At 74.9% G+C, this 17,597-nt stretch carries 9 protein-coding genes; 6 read left to right on the plus strand and 3 right to left on the minus strand.

The window, feature by feature from the left end; translation table 11 throughout:
* Positions 1 to 16 precede the first annotated feature (16 nt).
* Positions 17 to 1,195: an adenylyltransferase/sulfurtransferase MoeZ gene (gene moeZ, locus ABZ924_RS15295; RefSeq protein ID WP_361908688.1), complete on the plus strand. Its 1,179-nt coding sequence runs from the start codon at positions 17 to 19 to the stop codon at positions 1,193 to 1,195.
* Between the two features lie 74 nt (positions 1,196 to 1,269).
* On the opposite strand, the gene ABZ924_RS15300 is transcribed toward moeZ, so the two are convergent.
* The 3 genes from ABZ924_RS15300 to ABZ924_RS15310 all read right to left on the minus strand — a co-directional run bounded on the left by ABZ924_RS15300 (position 1,270) and on the right by ABZ924_RS15310 (position 6,397).
* Entirely contained in the window at positions 1,270 to 2,841 is a 1,572-nt protein-coding gene (locus ABZ924_RS15300; protein WP_361908690.1) for an alpha/beta hydrolase, read from the minus strand.
* Positions 2,842 to 2,895: 54 nt separating this feature from the next.
* The gene (locus ABZ924_RS15305) at positions 2,896 to 3,348 is read right to left on the minus strand and encodes a hypothetical protein (protein ID WP_361908693.1); all 453 of its coding nucleotides are present in this window, start codon (positions 3,346 to 3,348) and stop codon (positions 2,896 to 2,898) included.
* Between the two features lie 82 nt (positions 3,349 to 3,430).
* Entirely contained in the window at positions 3,431 to 6,397 is a 2,967-nt protein-coding gene (locus ABZ924_RS15310) for a flippase-like domain-containing protein (RefSeq protein WP_361908695.1), read from the minus strand.
* A 168-nt stretch (positions 6,398 to 6,565) separates the two neighbouring features.
* Here ABZ924_RS15310 and ABZ924_RS15315 point away from each other — a divergent pair, with 168 nt between their 5' ends.
* From ABZ924_RS15315 to nudC, 5 genes are all read left to right on the plus strand, one after another.
* Complete coding sequence (locus ABZ924_RS15315; protein ID WP_361908697.1) at positions 6,566 to 6,943, plus strand: MGMT family protein; 378 nt, start codon at positions 6,566 to 6,568, stop codon at positions 6,941 to 6,943.
* A 243-nt stretch (positions 6,944 to 7,186) separates the two neighbouring features.
* Positions 7,187 to 11,107: a UvrD-helicase domain-containing protein gene (locus ABZ924_RS15320; protein WP_361908700.1), complete on the plus strand. Its 3,921-nt coding sequence runs from the start codon at positions 7,187 to 7,189 to the stop codon at positions 11,105 to 11,107.
* A gap of 78 nt (positions 11,108 to 11,185) precedes the next feature.
* Complete coding sequence (locus ABZ924_RS15325) at positions 11,186 to 15,082, plus strand: ATP-dependent DNA helicase (protein WP_361908703.1); 3,897 nt, start codon at positions 11,186 to 11,188, stop codon at positions 15,080 to 15,082.
* 10 nt (positions 15,083 to 15,092) lie between these two features.
* On the plus strand, positions 15,093 to 16,496 hold the full coding sequence (locus ABZ924_RS15330) for a dipeptidase (RefSeq protein WP_361908706.1): 1,404 nt from the start codon (positions 15,093 to 15,095) through the stop codon (positions 16,494 to 16,496).
* A gap of 92 nt (positions 16,497 to 16,588) precedes the next feature.
* Positions 16,589 to 17,530: an NAD(+) diphosphatase gene (gene nudC / locus ABZ924_RS15335; protein ID WP_361908709.1), complete on the plus strand. Its 942-nt coding sequence runs from the start codon at positions 16,589 to 16,591 to the stop codon at positions 17,528 to 17,530.
* The last annotated feature ends 67 nt before the right edge of the window (positions 17,531 to 17,597 follow it).

Raw genomic sequence — 17,597 nt, forward strand, 5'->3', positions numbered from 1 at the left:
CATCTACGGAGTCCCCGTGTCGCTGCCACCCCTGGTCGAGCCAGCTGCTGAGCTCACCGTTGACGAGGTCCGTCGGTACTCCCGCCACCTGATCATCCCCGATGTCGGGATGGACGGCCAGAAGCGCCTGAAGAACGCCAAGGTGCTGGCCGTGGGCGCGGGCGGCCTCGGCTCGCCCGCCCTCATGTACCTGGCCGCGGCCGGTGTCGGCACGCTGGGCATCGTGGAGTTCGACGAGGTCGACGAGTCGAACCTGCAGCGCCAGATCATCCACAGCCAGTCGGACATCGGCCGCTCCAAGGCCGAGTCCGCCCGCGACACCGTGCTGGGCATCAACCCGTACGTGAACGTGATCCTCCACGAAGAGCGGCTCGAGGCCGAGAACGTGATGGAGATCTTCAGCCAGTACGACCTGATCGTCGACGGCACGGACAACTTCGCCACGCGCTACCTGGTCAACGACGCCTGCGTGCTGCTGAACAAGCCGTACGTGTGGGGCTCGATCTACCGCTTCGACGGCCAGGCCTCCGTCTTCTGGTCCGAGCACGGCCCCTGCTACCGCTGCCTCTACCCGGAGCCCCCGCCGCCGGGCATGGTCCCGAGCTGCGCCGAGGGCGGCGTGCTGGGCGTGCTCTGCGCGTCCATCGGCTCCATCCAGGTCACCGAGGCCATCAAGGTCCTCGCCGGCGTCGGCGAGCCGCTCGTGGGCCGTCTGATGATCTACGACGCCCTGGAGATGCAGTACCGCCAGGTCAAGGTCCGCAAGGACCCCGACTGCGCGGTCTGCGGCCCGAACGCCACCGTCAAGGAGCTCATCGACTACGAGGCCTTCTGCGGCGTCGTGTCGGAGGAGGCCCAGGAGGCGGCGCTCGGCTCGACGATCACTCCGAAGCAGCTCAAGGAGTGGATCGACGAGGGCGAGAACATCGAGATCATCGATGTCCGCGAGAAGAACGAGTACGAGATCGTCTCGATCCCGGGCGCCAGGCTGATCCCCAAGGGCGAGTTCCTGATGGGCAACGCCCTTCAGGACCTCCCGCAGGACAAGCGCATCGTCTTGCACTGCAAGACGGGTGTCCGCAGTGCGGAAGTCCTCGCGGTCCTGAAGTCCGCGGGCTTCGCTGACGCGGTCCACGTGGGCGGCGGCGTGATCGGCTGGGTCAACCAGATCGAACCGCAGAAGCCGGTCTACTAGCAGCCGGATCGCGTGATGTGCATGAAGGGCCGTACCTGCGACGGGGTACGGCCCTTCGCCGCATGCAACCGAGATCAGGCGGCTGCATTGGGCGGCGGGGCGGTGGGCGTGGCGGTGGGGGCGCTGCACACGGCATTGCGGCCGGGCGCCTTCCCCTCCAGGAAGTAGCGGTCGACGGCCTTCTGCACGCACTCGTCGCCGCTGTTGTACGCCCCGTGCCCCTGCCCCTTGTACGTGAGCTCCACGCCCACGCCGGGGCCGAGCCGCTCGACCATCCTGCGGGCACCCTCGTACGGGGTCGCCGGGTCCCCGGTGTTGCCGATCACCAGGATCGGCGCGGAGCCGGGCGCGGACACGTCCGGCGTCTGCCAGGCCCCGGCCACCGGCCAGTTGGTGCAACTCATCAGCGCCCACCCCAGGAAGTCCCCGAAGACGGGCGATGCCGCCCGGAACCGCGCCAGCCTGGCCTTGGTCTGCTCCAGCGTGAACCGGTCCTTGGAGTCGGCGCAGTTGATGGCGGTGTTGGCGGCACCGATGTTGCTGTAGCGGCCGTAGCGGTCCCGCCCGTTGAGCGCGTCGGACAGCGCCATCAGCAACTGCCCCTGCCCGCCCTCGGCTTCGTCGAGCCCCTGCTCCAGCAGCGGCCACAGCTCCTTGGAGTAGAGCGCCTGGGCGATGCCGTTCGTGGCGGCGGAGTCGGTCAGCTTGCGGCCGCCGAGCCCGGCGATGGGCTTCTGCGCGAGCCGCTTCTGCAGCGCGACGATGTTGTCCTCGATCTCCTTCGCGGTGGTGCCCTGCAGCCGGCACTCCTCGCCCCGGTCCACGCAGTCCTGCGCGAAGTTGCCGAGCGCGAGCTGGAACCCCTTGGCCTGGGCCAGTGCCCCTTCCTCGGAGGTCTTGGTCGGGTCGACGACGGCGTCGAAGACGGCCCGCCCGACGTTCTTCGGGAAGAGGTGGGCGTACACCCCGCCGAGCTCGGTGCCGTAGGAGATCCCGAAGTAGTTCAGCTTCTCGTCGCCGAGGGCCTGCCGGATCCGGTCGAGGTCCCGGGCGGCGTTCTCGGTCCCCACATACGGCAGCACCTTCCCGGACCGCTTCTTGCAGGCTTCCTGGTACTTCCGAATCCCATCGACGAACGCGGCTTCTTCCTGGCGGGTCTCGGGCGAGGAATCCTGTGCGTAATACCGGTCGAGCTCCTTGTCGGTCTCGCACAGCACGGGCGCGCTGCGGCCCACCCCCCGCGGATCGAAGCTCACCAGGTCGTACCGGCTGCGCAGGGCCTCGTACTCCTTGGCGGCGCCGGGCAGCGTACTGATCCCGGACCCTCCGGGCCCGCCGAAGTTGAACACCAGCGACCCGAGCCGCTTGCCCTTGTCCCGGGCCCGCGCCCGGATGAGCGCGAGGGGGATGGTCTCCCCCTCGGGCTTGGCGTAGTCCAGCGGCACCCGGAGCGTGGCGCACTCCCAGTCCTTGGGCGGCGCCTGCCCGCCCCCCTGGGCGGCATCGGGAGCCGCGCACTCCCCCCACTTCAGCGGCGGGGGCCCCTTGGTCCCCCCGGCCCGCGGCGCAGCCCCCGGCCCGGAACACCCGGCCACCACGACGCCGACCACCCCGACAGCGACCACCCACACACCACGTCTCGCCATACCCCCATCCTCCGCGCCCCCCACACCCCCCGCCCCCGCACTGACCCGTCCGGGTCAGGAGGGCCGACAGCCGTCCCCGTCCCGGCTGTCGACGAGCCTGAAGTCATCGAGGGCGGCCAAGAAGTCCTCCTTGACGCCATCGGCGGGCAGATCGTCCAGGCGTTCCCGGGCCAGCTCTTCAGCGGCGGACGCCACCACCCGCGCGAGTACGCCCGGGCTGACGAGCGCGATCGACCGGCACCCAGCGCTCACGCTGACGCCCTTCTTCGTCGATCTGAACCTCAGCTCGAACGAGCTGTCGACGCCCGTGAAGGACCCCGTGCGCGTGCGTCCTTGCAGCAGCTCGCGCAGGCAGTCGAGGAGCTGGGCCACCGACACGTAGATCATCATTCCCTGATCGGGTGTCCGCCCTGAGCTGTCCGCTTCCCCGAACTTCCCGCGCCAGACCATGTCGCCGAGGTCGAACCCGCTCGGGTCGCCCTGCCCCTGCCGAACGGTGAATTTCACATTCACGGAAATGTTGCTCTCTCCTACGGGGAAAGAATTGCGGGTCCGGTCGGCGGTTGTTGCGGGGCGGGATACCGGGCGGCTAGATGGCTTCCTTGCGGGTGAGGTAGTTGAAGGAGATCCAGCCCGGGAGGACCGGGAGCCAGAAGGTCATCAGGCGGAACAGGAGGACCGCGGAGATGGCGACCTCCTTTTCCAGGCCGGCTGCGATCAGGCCCAGGGTCAGGGTGGTTTCCACCGCGCCGATGCCGCCCGGGGTCGGGGCCGCCGAGCCCAGGGCGTTGCCGGCCAGGAAGACCACCGCGATGCTCGCGTAGCTGAGGGTCTCGCCGCCGCCGAAGGCACGGATCGACGCGTCCAGGCACATCACGAAGCAGCCGGTCAGCAGCAGCATGCCGCCGATGCCGGTCATCAGCTTCTGCGGCCGCTGCAGGACGTCCAGCATGCGCGGGACCACGCCCGCGAACAGCGCCCGGACCCGGGTGACGACGAACTTCCGGAGGAAGGGGACCGCCGTCACCACCAAGACCAGGACCGCGACCGTGAGGAGGCCCGCGATGACCGTCCTCGACGGGGTCATCTCCGGGGTCTTCTCGGTGCCCGTCAGGTAGCCGAACGCCAGCAGCAGGAGGATGTGGCTCGCCAGGCCGAACAGCTGCGAGGCGCCGACGCTCGCCACGGCCAGGCCCGGCCGGACCCCGGCCCGCTGCAGGAAGCGCGTGTTCAGGGCGACACCGCCGACCGCGGCCGGCGCGACCAGCTTCACGAAGGAGCCGGCCACCTGCGCGAGCACGGTCCGCAGGAACGGCACCCGCTCCGGCACGAAGCCCAGCAGGCTCATCGCGGCCGCGCAGTAGCTGAGCGCCGAGAAGGCCAGCGCGGCCCCCACCCAGCCCCAGTCCGCCGTGCCGACGATCGTCGCGAAGTCCACGTGGGCCAGCTGCGTCAGCAGGAAGTACGCACCGAACGCGCCCGCGATGAACGACACCAGCGTCCGCGGCCGGATCCGCTCCAGCCGGGCCGGCTCCACCGGCGCCTGCGGCCGGATCAGCAGGACCTGGGCGCGGATCTGGCTCAGCAGGTCCTCCTCCCGCGCCCCTTCCAGCGCGTCGTCCAGGGCCCTCTTCTCGGCCTTGCGGTCCGCCGCCGAGGTGGCCGCCGCATTGGCCCCGGCCGCCTCCCGCGCGGCCTTCGCCGCCCGCGAGGACTCCAGTACGGCCTCGCGCTGCCGGTCGGCGCGCTCCCGGGCCAGCCTGCGCAGCGTCGCCCGGGTGGAGCGGCTCAGCGCGATCGGCTGGAGCAGCGGGAGGCAGTCCGCCACCGTGTCGGGGCCGAGCACCGACACCGCCGAGGCCACCGCCCGCTCCGCCCCGACGCGCAGGCCGAGCGTGGTCAGCAGCTGGGCGATGTCCATCCGGAGCACCAGGTCGCCGGCCGCGATCTCGCCGCCGCGCAGGTCCGTGAGGACCACCGCGCCGGAACGATCCACCACCAGCGCGTCCCCGGTGAGCCGGCGGTGCGCGATCCGGCGCGACTGCAGGGCCCGTACCTGCTGCCAGGCGTTGTGGGTCAGCTCGTCGGTGATCTCCTCGTCGGCGAGGGCGTCCAGCGGTCGGCCGTCCAGGTGCTCGTACACGAGCATCACGGCGTCCGGGCCGAGCTCGGAGGTGGCGATCAGCTTCGGCGCGTTCGCCCCGGCCGCGATGGCCGCGTACGCGAGGAGCGCCTCCTGCTCCAGCGCCTGTCGCAGCGACTGAAGCGAGCGCCGGGTCGTGATCCCGCGCAGCGTCATCCGGCGCCAGACCCGGTAGAAGAACCCGTGCGCCTGCTGCTCGCGGTCGACGACGGTCACGTCCAGCGGCGGGCCGTCCTCCAGCGTGACGTGGTAGCGGCGGCCCCGGTCGCTGGCCTCGGAGGCGTCGGCGCCCTCGGGGAGCTCGGCGCGCATCGCACTGACCGGCTGGAAGCCGACGCGGCGCAGGCCGGCCAGCAGGTTCTGCCCGGTGGGCCGGACGTTGGGCGAGCCGACGGCGTACAGCGTCCCGTACGCGACGCTCCAGCCGATCAGCACCGTCAGGATGATCGAGAACGGGGTGGTGTAGCCGCTGACCAGCATCGCGAACGCGTCCAGCAGCAGCACCACCCACAGCGCCACCCGCCAGCGCGGCCGGCGCGTCATCCCGACGGCCGTCATGTACGCGATGACCGGCGCGAGGTAGCCGTGCACCGGGTCGGTGGGCGCCCCGCCGGCGCCGGCGGCCCGGGTCAGGGCGTCCTGGATGGTCTCCGGGGCGCCCTGCGAGACCCACAGGTCGGTGGCCAGGGTGACGCCGTGGGCGAGGACGGCGGCGAGCACCCCGTCGGCGATGCGGAGCCCGTCGCGCTTGATCAGCCGCTCGATCGCGAAGGCGACGGGGACGAGCAGCACGGCGATGCTCGACATCAGCCCGGCGACCTTGATCAGCAGGTCGGGGGCGGCGCCGGTGCCCTGGGAGATGTCGGCCTCGAGGCCGGCGGTGGTGCCGTGGGCGAAGGCGGCGATGCCGAGGACGACGGCGATGCCGAGGATGCCGACGAGGAGGCGGACCAGGTCGGACGGCCGGTGCACGCGGGCGGCGAGCAGCGGCTCGTCCACCTCGACGGCCCCCTCGGGGTGCTCGGCGGGGAGCGGGTCGGACAGCTCTGCGGAAGGCTCGGCCGCGGGTCCGGCGGCGGGTCCGGTCGCGGGTCCGGCTCCGGCTGCGGGCTCAGACACGGGCTCGGCTCCGGACTCGGATACGGGTCCGGCGGCGGGCTCGGACACGGGCTCGCCGTGGAGTCCGCCGGGGAATTCGTCGCCCGGCCCGGCGGAACTCTCGGCCGCGGGCTCCCCGGAGCGCTCGGCCGCGGGCTCCCCGGAGCGCTCGGTCGCGGGCTCGCCGGAGGGCTCGGTCGCGGGCTCCCCGGAGCGCTCGGTCGCGGGCTCGCCGGAGGGCTCGGTCGCGGGCTCGCCGGGACGCGGGCCCGGCCGCGTGCCGCCGTCCTCGCTCGCGCCGTCCGGAGGGCTCACACCCTGCTCCTTCGTCGTCACATCCGTCTCTTCTTGATCACGTATCACCAGTCACCGCCCGGAAGATGGTGGCACGGACGGGCGGGCCTGCGGGGCATCAGGGTGCGCGCCGGTGCGGAAGCAAAGGCTCCGCGAAGCCGCCCGGGCCGGTCCGGCACCATGGGCGGAATGAGCGAAGAGCTGCCCGCGTACGCGGAGCGCGTGCTGGACGTGGCCGACCGGATTCCGCCCGGGCGGGTGATGACCTACGGGGACGTCGCCGAGTGGCTCGGCGAGGGCGGCCCGCGCCAAGTCGGGCGCGTGATGGCCCTGTACGGGGGAGCCGTGCCCTGGTGGCGCGTGGTCCGCGCCGACGGGCGGCCCCTGCCGGGCAGCGAGCCCCGCGCCCTGGAGCACTACCGCGCCGAGTCCACCCCGCTGCGGCTGACCGCCGACGGGGAGGCCCGGCTGGACATGCGGCGGGCCCGCTGGGACGGCAGCGGGGCCGGCGGTGCGGGCGGTGCGGGCGGAGCGGGAGGCTCGGGGAGCGACGGGGGTCACACCTGACAGCTTCCGCCATCGGGCGCCCGCGCGTCCGGCCCGGGGCCCGGCCGGAGGCCCGTACGGGGGACGCGCGGCGGCCGCGGCGGGGTCCCGCCGCCGACCTCGGGGAACTGCGCGGGGCGGGCCGCTTGCCGTAGCGTTGCCTCTTCGGCGGTCGCCGCCGGGGCCCGTCGCGGCGCCCGTGCAGCGGCCCCGGCGCCCGTACGCACCACCGCAGCAGCAGACCCACCAGGACCGGCACCCCACGTGATCACCTCCTCCTCCGACCGCTCCGAGCGGCGGCGTACGCGGATCCCCGACGCGTACCGCCTCGTGCGCAGCGGACCGAAGCGGGTGGATCCCCCTGTCCTGGACGCAAGCCAGCAGGCGGTGGTTGATCACACCTCCGGCCCGCTGCTGGTCCTGGCCGGACCGGGCACCGGGAAGACGACCACCCTGGTCGAGGCGGCCGCGGCCCGCGTCGAGGCCGGCACGGACCCGGCCCGGATCCTGATCCTCACCTTCAGCCGCAAGGCGGCGGTCGAGCTGCGCGACCGGGCCGCACTGCGGCTCGGCGGGGCCCGCGCCCCGCAGGCCACCACCTTCCACTCCTTCTGCTACGGGCTGGTCCGCGCCCACCAGGACACCGACCTGTTCGCGGACCCGCTGCGGCTGCTGTCCGGACCCGAGCAGGACGTCATGGTCCGCACCCTGCTGGAGGGCCAGCGCGAGATCCGGTCCATCCGCTGGCCCGACGACCTGCGCGCCGCGCTGACCACCCGCGGCTTCGCCGACGAGGTGCGCGCCGTGCTCGCCCGCGCGCGCGAGCTGGGGCTCGGCCCGGCGGCGCTGGACGCGTTCGCCGACCGGATCGGCCGCCCCGACTGGAAGGCCGCGGCCGCCTTCCTCTCCGAGTACCTGGACGTCCTGGACATGCAGGGCACCCTCGACTACGCCGAGCTGCTGCACCGGGCCGTGCTGCTGGCGGAGCGGACGCCGGCGCTGGCCTCCGCGTACGACGTGATCTACGTCGACGAGTACCAGGACACCGACGCCTCGCAGCTGCGGCTGCTGCGGGCGCTGGCCGGGCCCGGCGGGACGCTGGTCGCCTTCGGCGATCCCGACCAGTCGATCTACGCCTTCCGCGGCGCCGACATCAACAACATCCTCGACTTCGAGGGCTCCTTCCCCGGGGCCGCGGTCCGCGCCCTGACGGTGGGCCGCCGCTCGGCGTCCGAGCTGCTGGCCGCCACCCGCCTGCTGGCCGCGCGCATGCCGGTGCCGCGGCTGCCGGCGCAGGCCGTACGGGCGCACCGCGGGCTCGCGCCGACCCGCGAGGGCGGCCGGGTGGAGGTGTACACGTACCCGACGGCCGGCGCCGAGCTGGACAACATCGCCGACATCCTGCGCCGGGCCCACCTCGAGGACGGCGTGCCCTGGCAGGACATGGCCGTCCTGGTCCGCTCCGGCGGCCGCACCCTGCCGGCGATGCGGCGCGCCCTGATCGCGGCGGGAGTCCCGGCGGAGACGGACGGCACCGACACCCCGCTCCGCCACGAGCCGGCCATCACCCCCCTCCTGACGGCCCTGCGCACCGCGGCGCTGTCGCTGACCGCACCCGAGCCCGGCATCATCGCCTCCGCGGCAGAAGGTGCGCAGGACACGTCGGCGGCCGCCGCTGACGCCGCGTCCCCGGCCATGCGGCCGGCCGACGGGCCGGGGCCCGCAGTCGACGGCGCGCAGGACGAGACCCCCTCCGAGGACGGAGGCGGGATGCCCGGCTCCGCCCCGTGGCCCGACGCCGAAGGCGCGGCCGCGGCGGTCGCGCCGGGAGACGCCGACCCCGCGGACGCGTCCCCGCCGGCCGGCCGGCCGGAGGCCGCGGTCGACGGCGTGCAGGACGCCACCGCCTCCCGGGGCGGAGGCGGGGTGCCCGGCTCCGCCCCCTTGCCTGACGCCGAACGGGCGGCCGCGGCAGACCCCCGGACCGCTGCCGCCGACGCTGGGTCCCCCCTGGCCGTGCAGCCCGCCGGAGTCGCCGCTGAGGGCGACGGTGCGGACGAGGCCACCGCCCACGGGACCGCCCCCGCGGGCGAGGCTGACGCCGCCGCGGAGCAGGTCGGCGTGCCCGCGCACCCGTCCGGCGGCGACGACACAGCCTCGGGCGGCAGCGACGAGGTCGGCGCCGGTACGTCCCGGAGCGGGCAGGCGGTCGGCGCGGACGCCGGGGCTGCGCCCGCCGGCGGCGGTGGGGGCGAGGGTGCCGCCGCAGAGGCCGGGCCCGGAGCCGCGGTCGACGCCGGGTGGGTCGGGGTCGAGGCGGCGCTGCTGTTGCTGACCTCGCCGCTCGGCGGGATGGACGCCGCCGATCTGCGCCGCCTCGGGCGGGCGCTGCGGGACGAGGAGCGCGCCGCCGGCATCGCCGTGCCCGCGCCCTCCGACGTGCTGCTCGCCCGCGCCCTCGCCGAGCCGGAACGGCTCGTCGCGCACGACCCCGCGTACGCCCGCGGCGCACAGCGCCTCGGCCTGCTCCTGCGCAAGACCCGCGAGCTCCTCCAGGGCGGCGGCACCGCCGAGGAGGCCCTGTGGACCCTCTGGGACGGCACGCCCTGGCCGCAGCGCCTCGAACGCAGCGCACGCCGCGGCGGACCGGCCGGACGCAACGCCGACCGCGACCTCGACGCGGTCTGCGCGCTCTTCGACACCGCCGCCCGCGCCGAGGACCGTACCGGCGGCCGCGGCGCCCTGAACTTCCTGGAGCAGCTGGAGGCCGAGGACATCGCCGCCGACACCCTCACCCGCCGGGCCGCCCGCTCCGACGCCGTCCGGCTGATGACCGCCCACCGCTCCAAGGGCCTCGAATGGCGCCTCGTCGTCGTCGCCGGGGTACAGGAGGGCCTGTGGCCCGACCTCCGCCGCCGCGGCTCCCTCCTCGAGGCCGACCGCATCGGCCGCGACGGCCTCGCCGAGCCCCTCCCCGCCGGAGCCCTCCTCGCCGAGGAGCGCCGCCTGTTCTACGTCGCCGCCACCCGCGCCCGCGACCGGCTCGTCGTCACCGCCGTCAAGGCCCCCGCCGAGGACGGCGATCAGCCCTCCCGCTTCCTGACGGAGCTCGGCGTCACCCCCAAGGACGTCACCGGCCGCCCGCGCCGCCCCCTCGCCGTCCCCGCGCTCGTCGCCGAGCTGCGCGCCACCACCGTCGACCCCGACGCCTCCCCGGCCCTGCGCGACGCGGCCGCCCGGCGCCTGGCCCGCCTCGCCGCGCTCACCGACGACGAGGGCCGGCCGCTGGTGCCCGCCGCGCACCCGCAGCGCTGGTGGGGCCTGTACGAGCCCACCCGCAGCAGTGTCCCGCTGCGCGACCGCAACCGCCCCGTGGCCCTCTCCGGCAGCGCCCTGGACCAGCTCGCCAACACCTGCTCCCTGCAGTGGTTCCTGGGCCGCGAGGTCAAGGCCGACGCGCCCTCCACCGCCGCCCAGGGCTTCGGCAACGTCGTCCACGTCCTCGCCGACGAGGTCGCCTCCGGCCGGACCCCCGCCGACCTGGCGGTCCTCATGGAGCGCCTCGACTCCGTCTGGGACGCCCTCGCCTTCGACGCCCCCTGGAAGTCCCGCCAGGAGAAGGACAACGCCCGCGCCGCCCTGGAGCGCTTCCTGCGCTGGCACACCACCGACCGCGGGGGCCGGGCGGCGGTCGCCACGGAGCACGATTTCGACGTCACGCTCGAAGCGGGCGAGTACGCCGTCCGGATCCGGGGCTCCATGGACCGGGTCGAGGCGGACCCGCAGGGGCGTGCGTACGTCGTCGACTTCAAGACCGGCAAGTCCGCGCCGACCAAGGACGAGGTGGCCCGCCACCCCCAGCTCGCCGTCTACCAGCTCGCCGTCCGCGAGGGCGCCGTCGACGAGGTCTTCGACGGCGTACGGCCCGAGCCGGGCGGCGCCGAGCTCGTCCAGCTCCGCCAGGGCGCCGCCAAGCGCGACGGAGGCGAGACGGTCCCCAAGGTGCAGGCCCAGGAGGCGCTGTCGGCCGGCTCCTCCGGCGAGTGGGTCGGCGACCTGCTGGCCACCGCCGCCGGACGGGTCCTCGACGAGCGGTTCGCCCCCGCCACCGGCAGCCACTGCGACCACTGCTCCTTCCGCAGCGCGTGCAGCGCCCGCCCCGAGGGGCGCCAGACGGTGGAGTGAGCCCGCCCGGCCCGCCGGCCGTCCACAGGTGTGATGCGGGTCGCGGGCAGTGTCGGCGCGGACGGCTAGCCTTTGCGGGTGTCCGCGCGCCCGTCCCCCCTCACCGACCCCGAGCAGCTCAAGGAGCTCCTCGGCATCCCGTTCACCCCCGAACAGCTGGACTGCATCACCGCCCCGCCCGCCCCGCAGGTCATCGTCGCCGGCGCGGGCTCAGGCAAGACCACGGTCATGGCCGCCCGCGTGGTCTGGCTGGTCGGCACCGGGACGGTCGCGCCCGAACAGGTCCTCGGCCTGACCTTCACCAACAAGGCCGCCGGCGAGCTGGCCGAGCGCGTACGGGGGGCCCTCGCGCGGGCCGGCGTCACCGACCCGGACCCCTCCCCGGCCGACCACCCCGACGCGGTCGGCGGCGAGCCCCGCATCTCCACCTACCACGCCTTCGCCGGCCAGCTGCTGAAGGACCACGGCCTGCGCATCGGCCTGGAGCCCAGCGCCCGCCTGCTCGCCGACGCCACCCGCTTCCAGCTCGCCGCCCGTGTGCTGCGCGAGGCGCCCGGACCGTACCCGGCGCTGACGAAGTCGGTGCCCGACCTGGTCAGCGACCTGCTCGCGCTGGACGGGGAGCTCTCCGAGCACCTGGTCACCCCCGCGCGGCTGCGCGCGTACGACACCGCCCTGCTGGACGAGCTGGCCGGCGTCCGCCTGACCAACGACGACCTGCGCAAGGTCCCCGAGGCGGTCCGCGGCCGCCTGGAGCTGCTGGAGCTGACCGAGCGCTACCGCGCCGCCAAGCGCTCCCGCGACCTGCTCGACTTCAGCGACCAGATAGCCCTGTGCGCGGAGCTCGCCACCACCCGGCCCGAGGTGGGGGCGCTGCTGCGCGAGGAGTTCCGGGTGGTCCTGCTCGACGAGTACCAGGACACCTCCGTCGCGCAGCGGCTGCTGCTGTCCGGCCTGTTCGGCGGGGGCACCGGGCACGCCGTGACCGCCGTCGGCGACCCCTGCCAGGCGATCTACGGCTGGCGCGGGGCGTCCGTGGCCAACCTCGACGACTTCCCCGAGCACTTCCCGCACGCCGACGGCCGCCCGGCCACCCGGTTCTCGCTCAGCGAGAACCGGCGCAGCGGCGGCCGGCTCCTCGACCTGGCCAACGGGCTGGCCGCCCCGCTGCGGGCCGTGCACGAGGGCGTCGAGGCGCTGCGGCCCGCGCCGGGCGAGGAGCAGGCGGGCTCCGTGCGCTGCGCGCTGCTGGCCACGCACGCCGAGGAGCTCGACTGGCTCGGCGATTCGGTCGCGCACCTGGTCCGCACCGGGACCGAGCCGCGCGACATCGCGGTGCTGTGCCGCTCGGCCGGGGACTTCGCGCAGATCCAGGCGGCGCTGGTGGCCCGGGACGTGCCGGTCGAGGTGGTCGGGCTGTCGGGGCTGCTGCACCTGCCCGAGGTGGCCGACCTGGTCGCGGTGTGCGAGGTGCTCCAGGACCCGGGGGCCAACGCCTCCCTCGTCCGGCTCCTGATCGGGCCGCGCTGGCGCATCGGCGCCCGCGACCTGGCCCTGCTGGGGCGGCGGGCGCGGCAGCTGGTCGGCCGGGCGAGGGGCGAGGTGGACCCCGACGGGCGGCTCGCCGCGGCCGTGGAGGGCGTGGACCCGGCCGAGGTCGTCTCGCTGGCCGACGCACTGGAAACGTTCCTGGACGGCGCGGGCGGCGGCTCCGGTGCCGGGGAGGGCGCGGAGGACCTGCCGTTCTCGGCGGCCGCCCGGGTCCGCTTCGCCCACCTCGCGCAGGAGCTGCGCGACCTGCGGCGCTCGCTCGCCGACCCGCTCATGGACGTCCTGCACCGGGTGCTGGCCGCGACCGGGCTGGACGTCGAGCTGTCGGCCTCGCCGCACGCGCTGGCCGCGCGCCGCCGCGAGACCCTGTCGTCCTTCCTGGACGTGGCCGCCGGCTTCGCCTCCCTCGACGGCGAGGCGTCGCTGCTGGCCTTCCTCGGGTTCCTGCGGACGGCCGTGCAGTACGAGAAGGGCCTCGACCACGCGCTCCCGGGCGGGGAGAACACGGTGAAGGTGCTCACCGCCCACAAGTCCAAGGGGCTGGAGTGGGACGTGGTCGTCGTCCCCGACCTGTGCGCGGGCTCCTTCCCCAAACAGAAGCCGCCGGAGGCGTGGACCTCGTACCCGAAGGTGCTGCCGTACGCGCTGCGCGGCGACGCCGCCACCCTGCCCGGGGATCCGGAGTGGACCTCGGCCGGGCTGAAGTCCTTCAAGGCCGCCCTGAAGGACCACAAGGAGGTCGAGGAGCTCCGCCTCGGCTACGTCACCTTCACCCGCCCGCGCTCCCTGCTGCTGGCCTCCGGCCACTGGTGGGGCCCGACGCAGAAGAAGCGGCGGGGGCCGTCCCCGTTCCTCCAGGCGCTGTACGGGCACTGCGTGGCGGGCCACGGCGAGATCGAGGCCTGGGCCCCGGAACCCGACCCGGACGAGGAGAACCCCGCCCTGGCGGCCGGATCGGCCCCGGACCACTCCTGGCCCCTGCCCCTGGACCCCGCGTCCCTGGCCCTGCGCCGGGCGGCGGCGGCCCTGGTCGAATCCCACCTCGCGGACCCTGCAGCCCAGGCCGACGAGGACCCGTACCTGTGGCCCCCGCACTGCGAGGACCCGTCCTACGCCGAGGAACCCTGGCCCACCGACGGCCCGTCGTCCGACGGCTCCGGCATGCCCGCGGCCGACGGGCACGACGACCTGTGGCTGCCCGCCGACCCTTCGGCGCCCGCCGCCGCGCGCCCGACCGACGCCCCGGCGTCCGCCGCCGCCATGCCCGCGGCGGCCCCGGACGACGACCTCTGGCTGCCCGCCGACCCCTCGGCGCCGGACGCCGCGCACCCGGCCGACGGCTCCCGCACGGCAACGGCGGAGCCGGACGGCGACCTGTGGCTGCCCGGCGAGCACCTCGCCGGCGACGGTCGCGGAGCGACTGCCGACGGCAACGGGGTCCGGGGCGGAGCCCCGGTTTCGGGAAGGGGCGGGGTGGGGGAAGAAACCGCGCCCGCGGCCACCCCGCCGGACGACGACCTGTGGCTGCCGGACGAGCACCTCGCCGGCGACGACGGGCACGGAGCGCCCGTGCCCGGCATCGTGCACCCCGGGTCCCTCCCCGCCCCCACCCGGCCGGGGGACGACGAGCCGTGGCTGCTCGCGGCGGAGGCCGCCGCGAGGGAGCCCGGGCCCGCCGGGACGCACGGGCTCAGCGCCGAGGAGGCGAGGACGGTCGCATCCTGGGACCGGGACCTCGACGCCCTGGAGGGCGAGCTCCGCCGCGCCCGCGAAGCGGTCCGCGACGTCGAGCTCCCGGCCGCCCTCTCGGCGAGCCAGCTCCTGCGCCTCGCCGCCGACGAGGCCGGCTTCGCCCGCGACCTCGCCCGCCCCATGCCCAGGCCGCCCCAGCCGGCCGCCCGCCAGGGCACCCGCTTCCACGCCTGGGTGGAGTCCCGCTTCGAGGAGCTCCCGCTCCCGTTCCTCGACGTCCTCGACCCGGAGACCGGCCTGCCCGGCTCCGACCAGGACGTGGCCGACGAGGCCGACCTCGAGGCCCTCAAGGCCGCCTTCGAGCGCAGCCCGTACGCGGAGCGGACCCCGTACCGCCTGGAGGTCCCGGTCCAGCTCACCCTGGCGGGCCGGGTGGTCCGCGGCCGGATCGACGCCGTGTACCGCGATCCGGAGCCCGGCGCCCCGTACGCGTACGAGATCGTCGACTGGAAGACCGGCCGCACCACCGAGGCCGACCCCCTCCAGCTCGCGATCTACCGCCTCGCCTGGGCGGAGGCCACCGGCACCCCCCTCGACCGGGTCGGCGCCGCCTTCCTCCACGTCCGCAGCGGCCGTGTGATCCGCCCCCGCAACCTGCCCGGACGGGCCCGTCTTGAGCGGATCCTCCAAGGCGGATCGGGCCCCGACAGCGGCCGCCGGACGGACAGATAGGCTCGTGGGCATGAGCGACCTCCCGGCGGACAACGTCGTCCGCACGTACATCGACACCCACCGCGCCGCCTTCCTCGAGGACCTCGCGGCGTGGCTGCGGATCCCCTCGGTCTCGGCCCAGCCCGAGCACGCGGACGACGTACGACGCAGCGCCGAGTGGCTCGCCGCCCACTTCAAGGAGACCGGCTTCCCGACCGCCGAGGTCTGGGAGACCGCCGGCGCGCCCGCCGTCTTCGCCGAGTGGCCCAGCCAGGACCCCGAGGCCCCGACCGTCCTCGTCTACGGCCACCACGACGTACAGCCCGCCGCCCTGGCCGACGGCTGGCACACCGAGCCGTTCGAGCCGGTCGTCAAGGACGGCCGGATGTACGCGCGCGGCGCCGCCGACGACAAGGGCCAGGTGTTCTTCCACACCCTCGGCGTACGGGCCCACCTGGCCGCGACCGGCGCCGACGCCCCCGCCGTGAACCTGAAGCTGCTGATCGAGGGCGAGGAGGAGTCCGGCTCCGCGAACTTCCGCGCCCTGGTGGAGCGCGAGGCGGCCCGTCTCGCCGCCGACGTCGTGATCGTCTCCGACACCGGCATGTGGTCCGAGACCACCCCGACGGTGTGCACCGGCATGCGCGGCGTCGCCGACTGCGAGATCGACCTGCACGGGCCGGACCAGGACATCCACTCCGGCGCCTTCGGCGGGGCCGTGCCCAACCCGGCGACCGTCGCCGCCCGCCTGGTCGCGGCGCTGCACGACGCGGACGAGCGGGTGACGATCCCGGGCTTCTACGACAACATCGCCGAGCTGACGGACGAGGAGCGGGCGCTGATCGCCGAGCTGCCGTTCGACGAGGCGCAGTGGCTGCGCACCGCGAAGTCGCACGCGGCCGCCGGCGAGCGCGGCTACTCCACGCTGGAGCGCGTCTGGGCCCGCCCGACCGCCGAGGTCAACGGCATCGGCGGCGGCTACCAGGGCCCCGGCGGCAAGACCATCGTGCCCGCCTCCGCCCACCTGAAGCTGTCGTTCCGACTGGTGTCCGGCCAGGACCCGTACGAGGTCGAAGCCGCCGTACGCGACTGGGTCGCGGCCCGCATCCCCGACGGAATCCGCCACTCCATCGTCTTCGGCGCCCCGACCCGGCCGTGCCTGACGCCGCTGGACCACCCGGCGCTGCAGTCCGTCGTGCGGGCCATGGGCCGCGCCTTCGGCCAGAAGGTCCGCTTCACCCGCGAGGGCGGCTCCGGCCCGGCGGCCGACCTGCAGGACGTGCTGTCCGCGCCCGTGCTGTTCCTCGGCATCTCGGTGCCGTCGGACGGCTGGCACTCGCCGAACGAGAAGGTCGAGCTGGACCTCCTCCTCAAGGGCGTCGAGACGGCCGCCTACCTGTGGAGCGACCTGGCCGCCACCTGGAAGCCCGCCTGAACCACGCGCGGCCGCACCACCCGCACCCGCACCGCCCGCACCGCCCGCCCGTCACGCGTCACCGAGCCTGCCCGTCCCAGCCACCGGGGGAGTTGGAAGTACCTGTGAGCATCCATACCGAGCACCCGATCTCGCTCGCCGCGCCCAGCGGGATCGACCGTGCCGCGCACCACCGCCTCGACGAGGCCTGGCTCGCCGCCGCGTGGAGCCACCCGACGACGCGGGTCTTCGTGGTCTCCGGCGGCCAGGTCCTGATCGACGACACCCCCGACGGGGGCACCGGGATCGTCATGACCCCGGCCTTCGAGGCTCCGCTCACCGAGACGCACCGCTACTTCCTGGGCACCGACGAGGACGGCGTACGGTACTTCGCGCTGCAGAAGGACGCCCTGCCGGGCCGGATGGACCAGTCCGCCCGCCCGGCCGGCCTGCGCGAGGCCGGGCTGCTGCTGTCCCCGCGCGACGCCGGGCTGATGGTGCACGCGGTGGCCCTGGAGAACTGGCAGCGGATGCACCGCTTCTGCTCGCGCTGCGGCGAGCGCACGGTGGTCGCGGCCGCCGGGCACATCCGCCGCTGCCCGGGCTGCGGCGCCGAGCACTACCCGCGCACCGACCCCGCGGTGATCATGCTGGTCACCGACGACCGGGACCGCGCGCTGCTGGGCCGGCAGGTGCACTGGCCGGAGGGCCGCTTCTCGACGCTGGCCGGCTTCGTGGAGCCGGGCGAGTCCATCGAGCAGTCCGTGGTCCGCGAGGTCTGGGAGGAGGCGGGCGTGCAGGTCGGCGAGGTCGAGTACGTCGCCAGCCAGCCCTGGCCGTTCCCGTACAGCCTGATGCTGGGCTTCACCGCCCGCGCCGTCTCCTGCGAGATCAACGTCGACGGCGAGGAGATCGAGGAGGCCCGCTGGTTCTCCCGCGAGGACCTGCGGGCGGCGATCGAGTCCGGCGAGGTGCTGCCGCCGTCGGGGATCTCGATCGCGGCGCGGCTGGTCGAGCGCTGGTACGGCGAGCCGCTGCCCCGGCCGGCCGCGTAAGGGCGGCGCGAGGTTCGTCACCCCGGGAGGTTCGCCACTCCGCGAGGTTCGTCACAACAGAGGAAGG

Origin of the sequence: Streptomyces sp. NPDC046876, assembly GCF_040645035.1 — a bacterium.
Classification (GTDB): domain Bacteria; phylum Actinomycetota; class Actinomycetes; order Streptomycetales; family Streptomycetaceae; genus Streptomyces.

Bases quoted from the DNA above. Each gene is read 5' to 3' on its own strand.
- ABZ924_RS15300 (WP_361908690.1), bottom strand. From the start codon at position 2,841: ATGGCGAGACGTGGTGTGTGGGTGGTCGCTGTCGGGGTGGTCGGCGTC.
- ABZ924_RS15315 (WP_361908697.1), top strand. From the start codon at position 6,566: ATGAGCGAAGAGCTGCCCGCGTACGCGGAGCGCGTGCTGGACGTGGCC.
- ABZ924_RS15330 (WP_361908706.1), top strand. From the start codon at position 15,093: ATGAGCGACCTCCCGGCGGACAACGTCGTCCGCACGTACATCGACACC.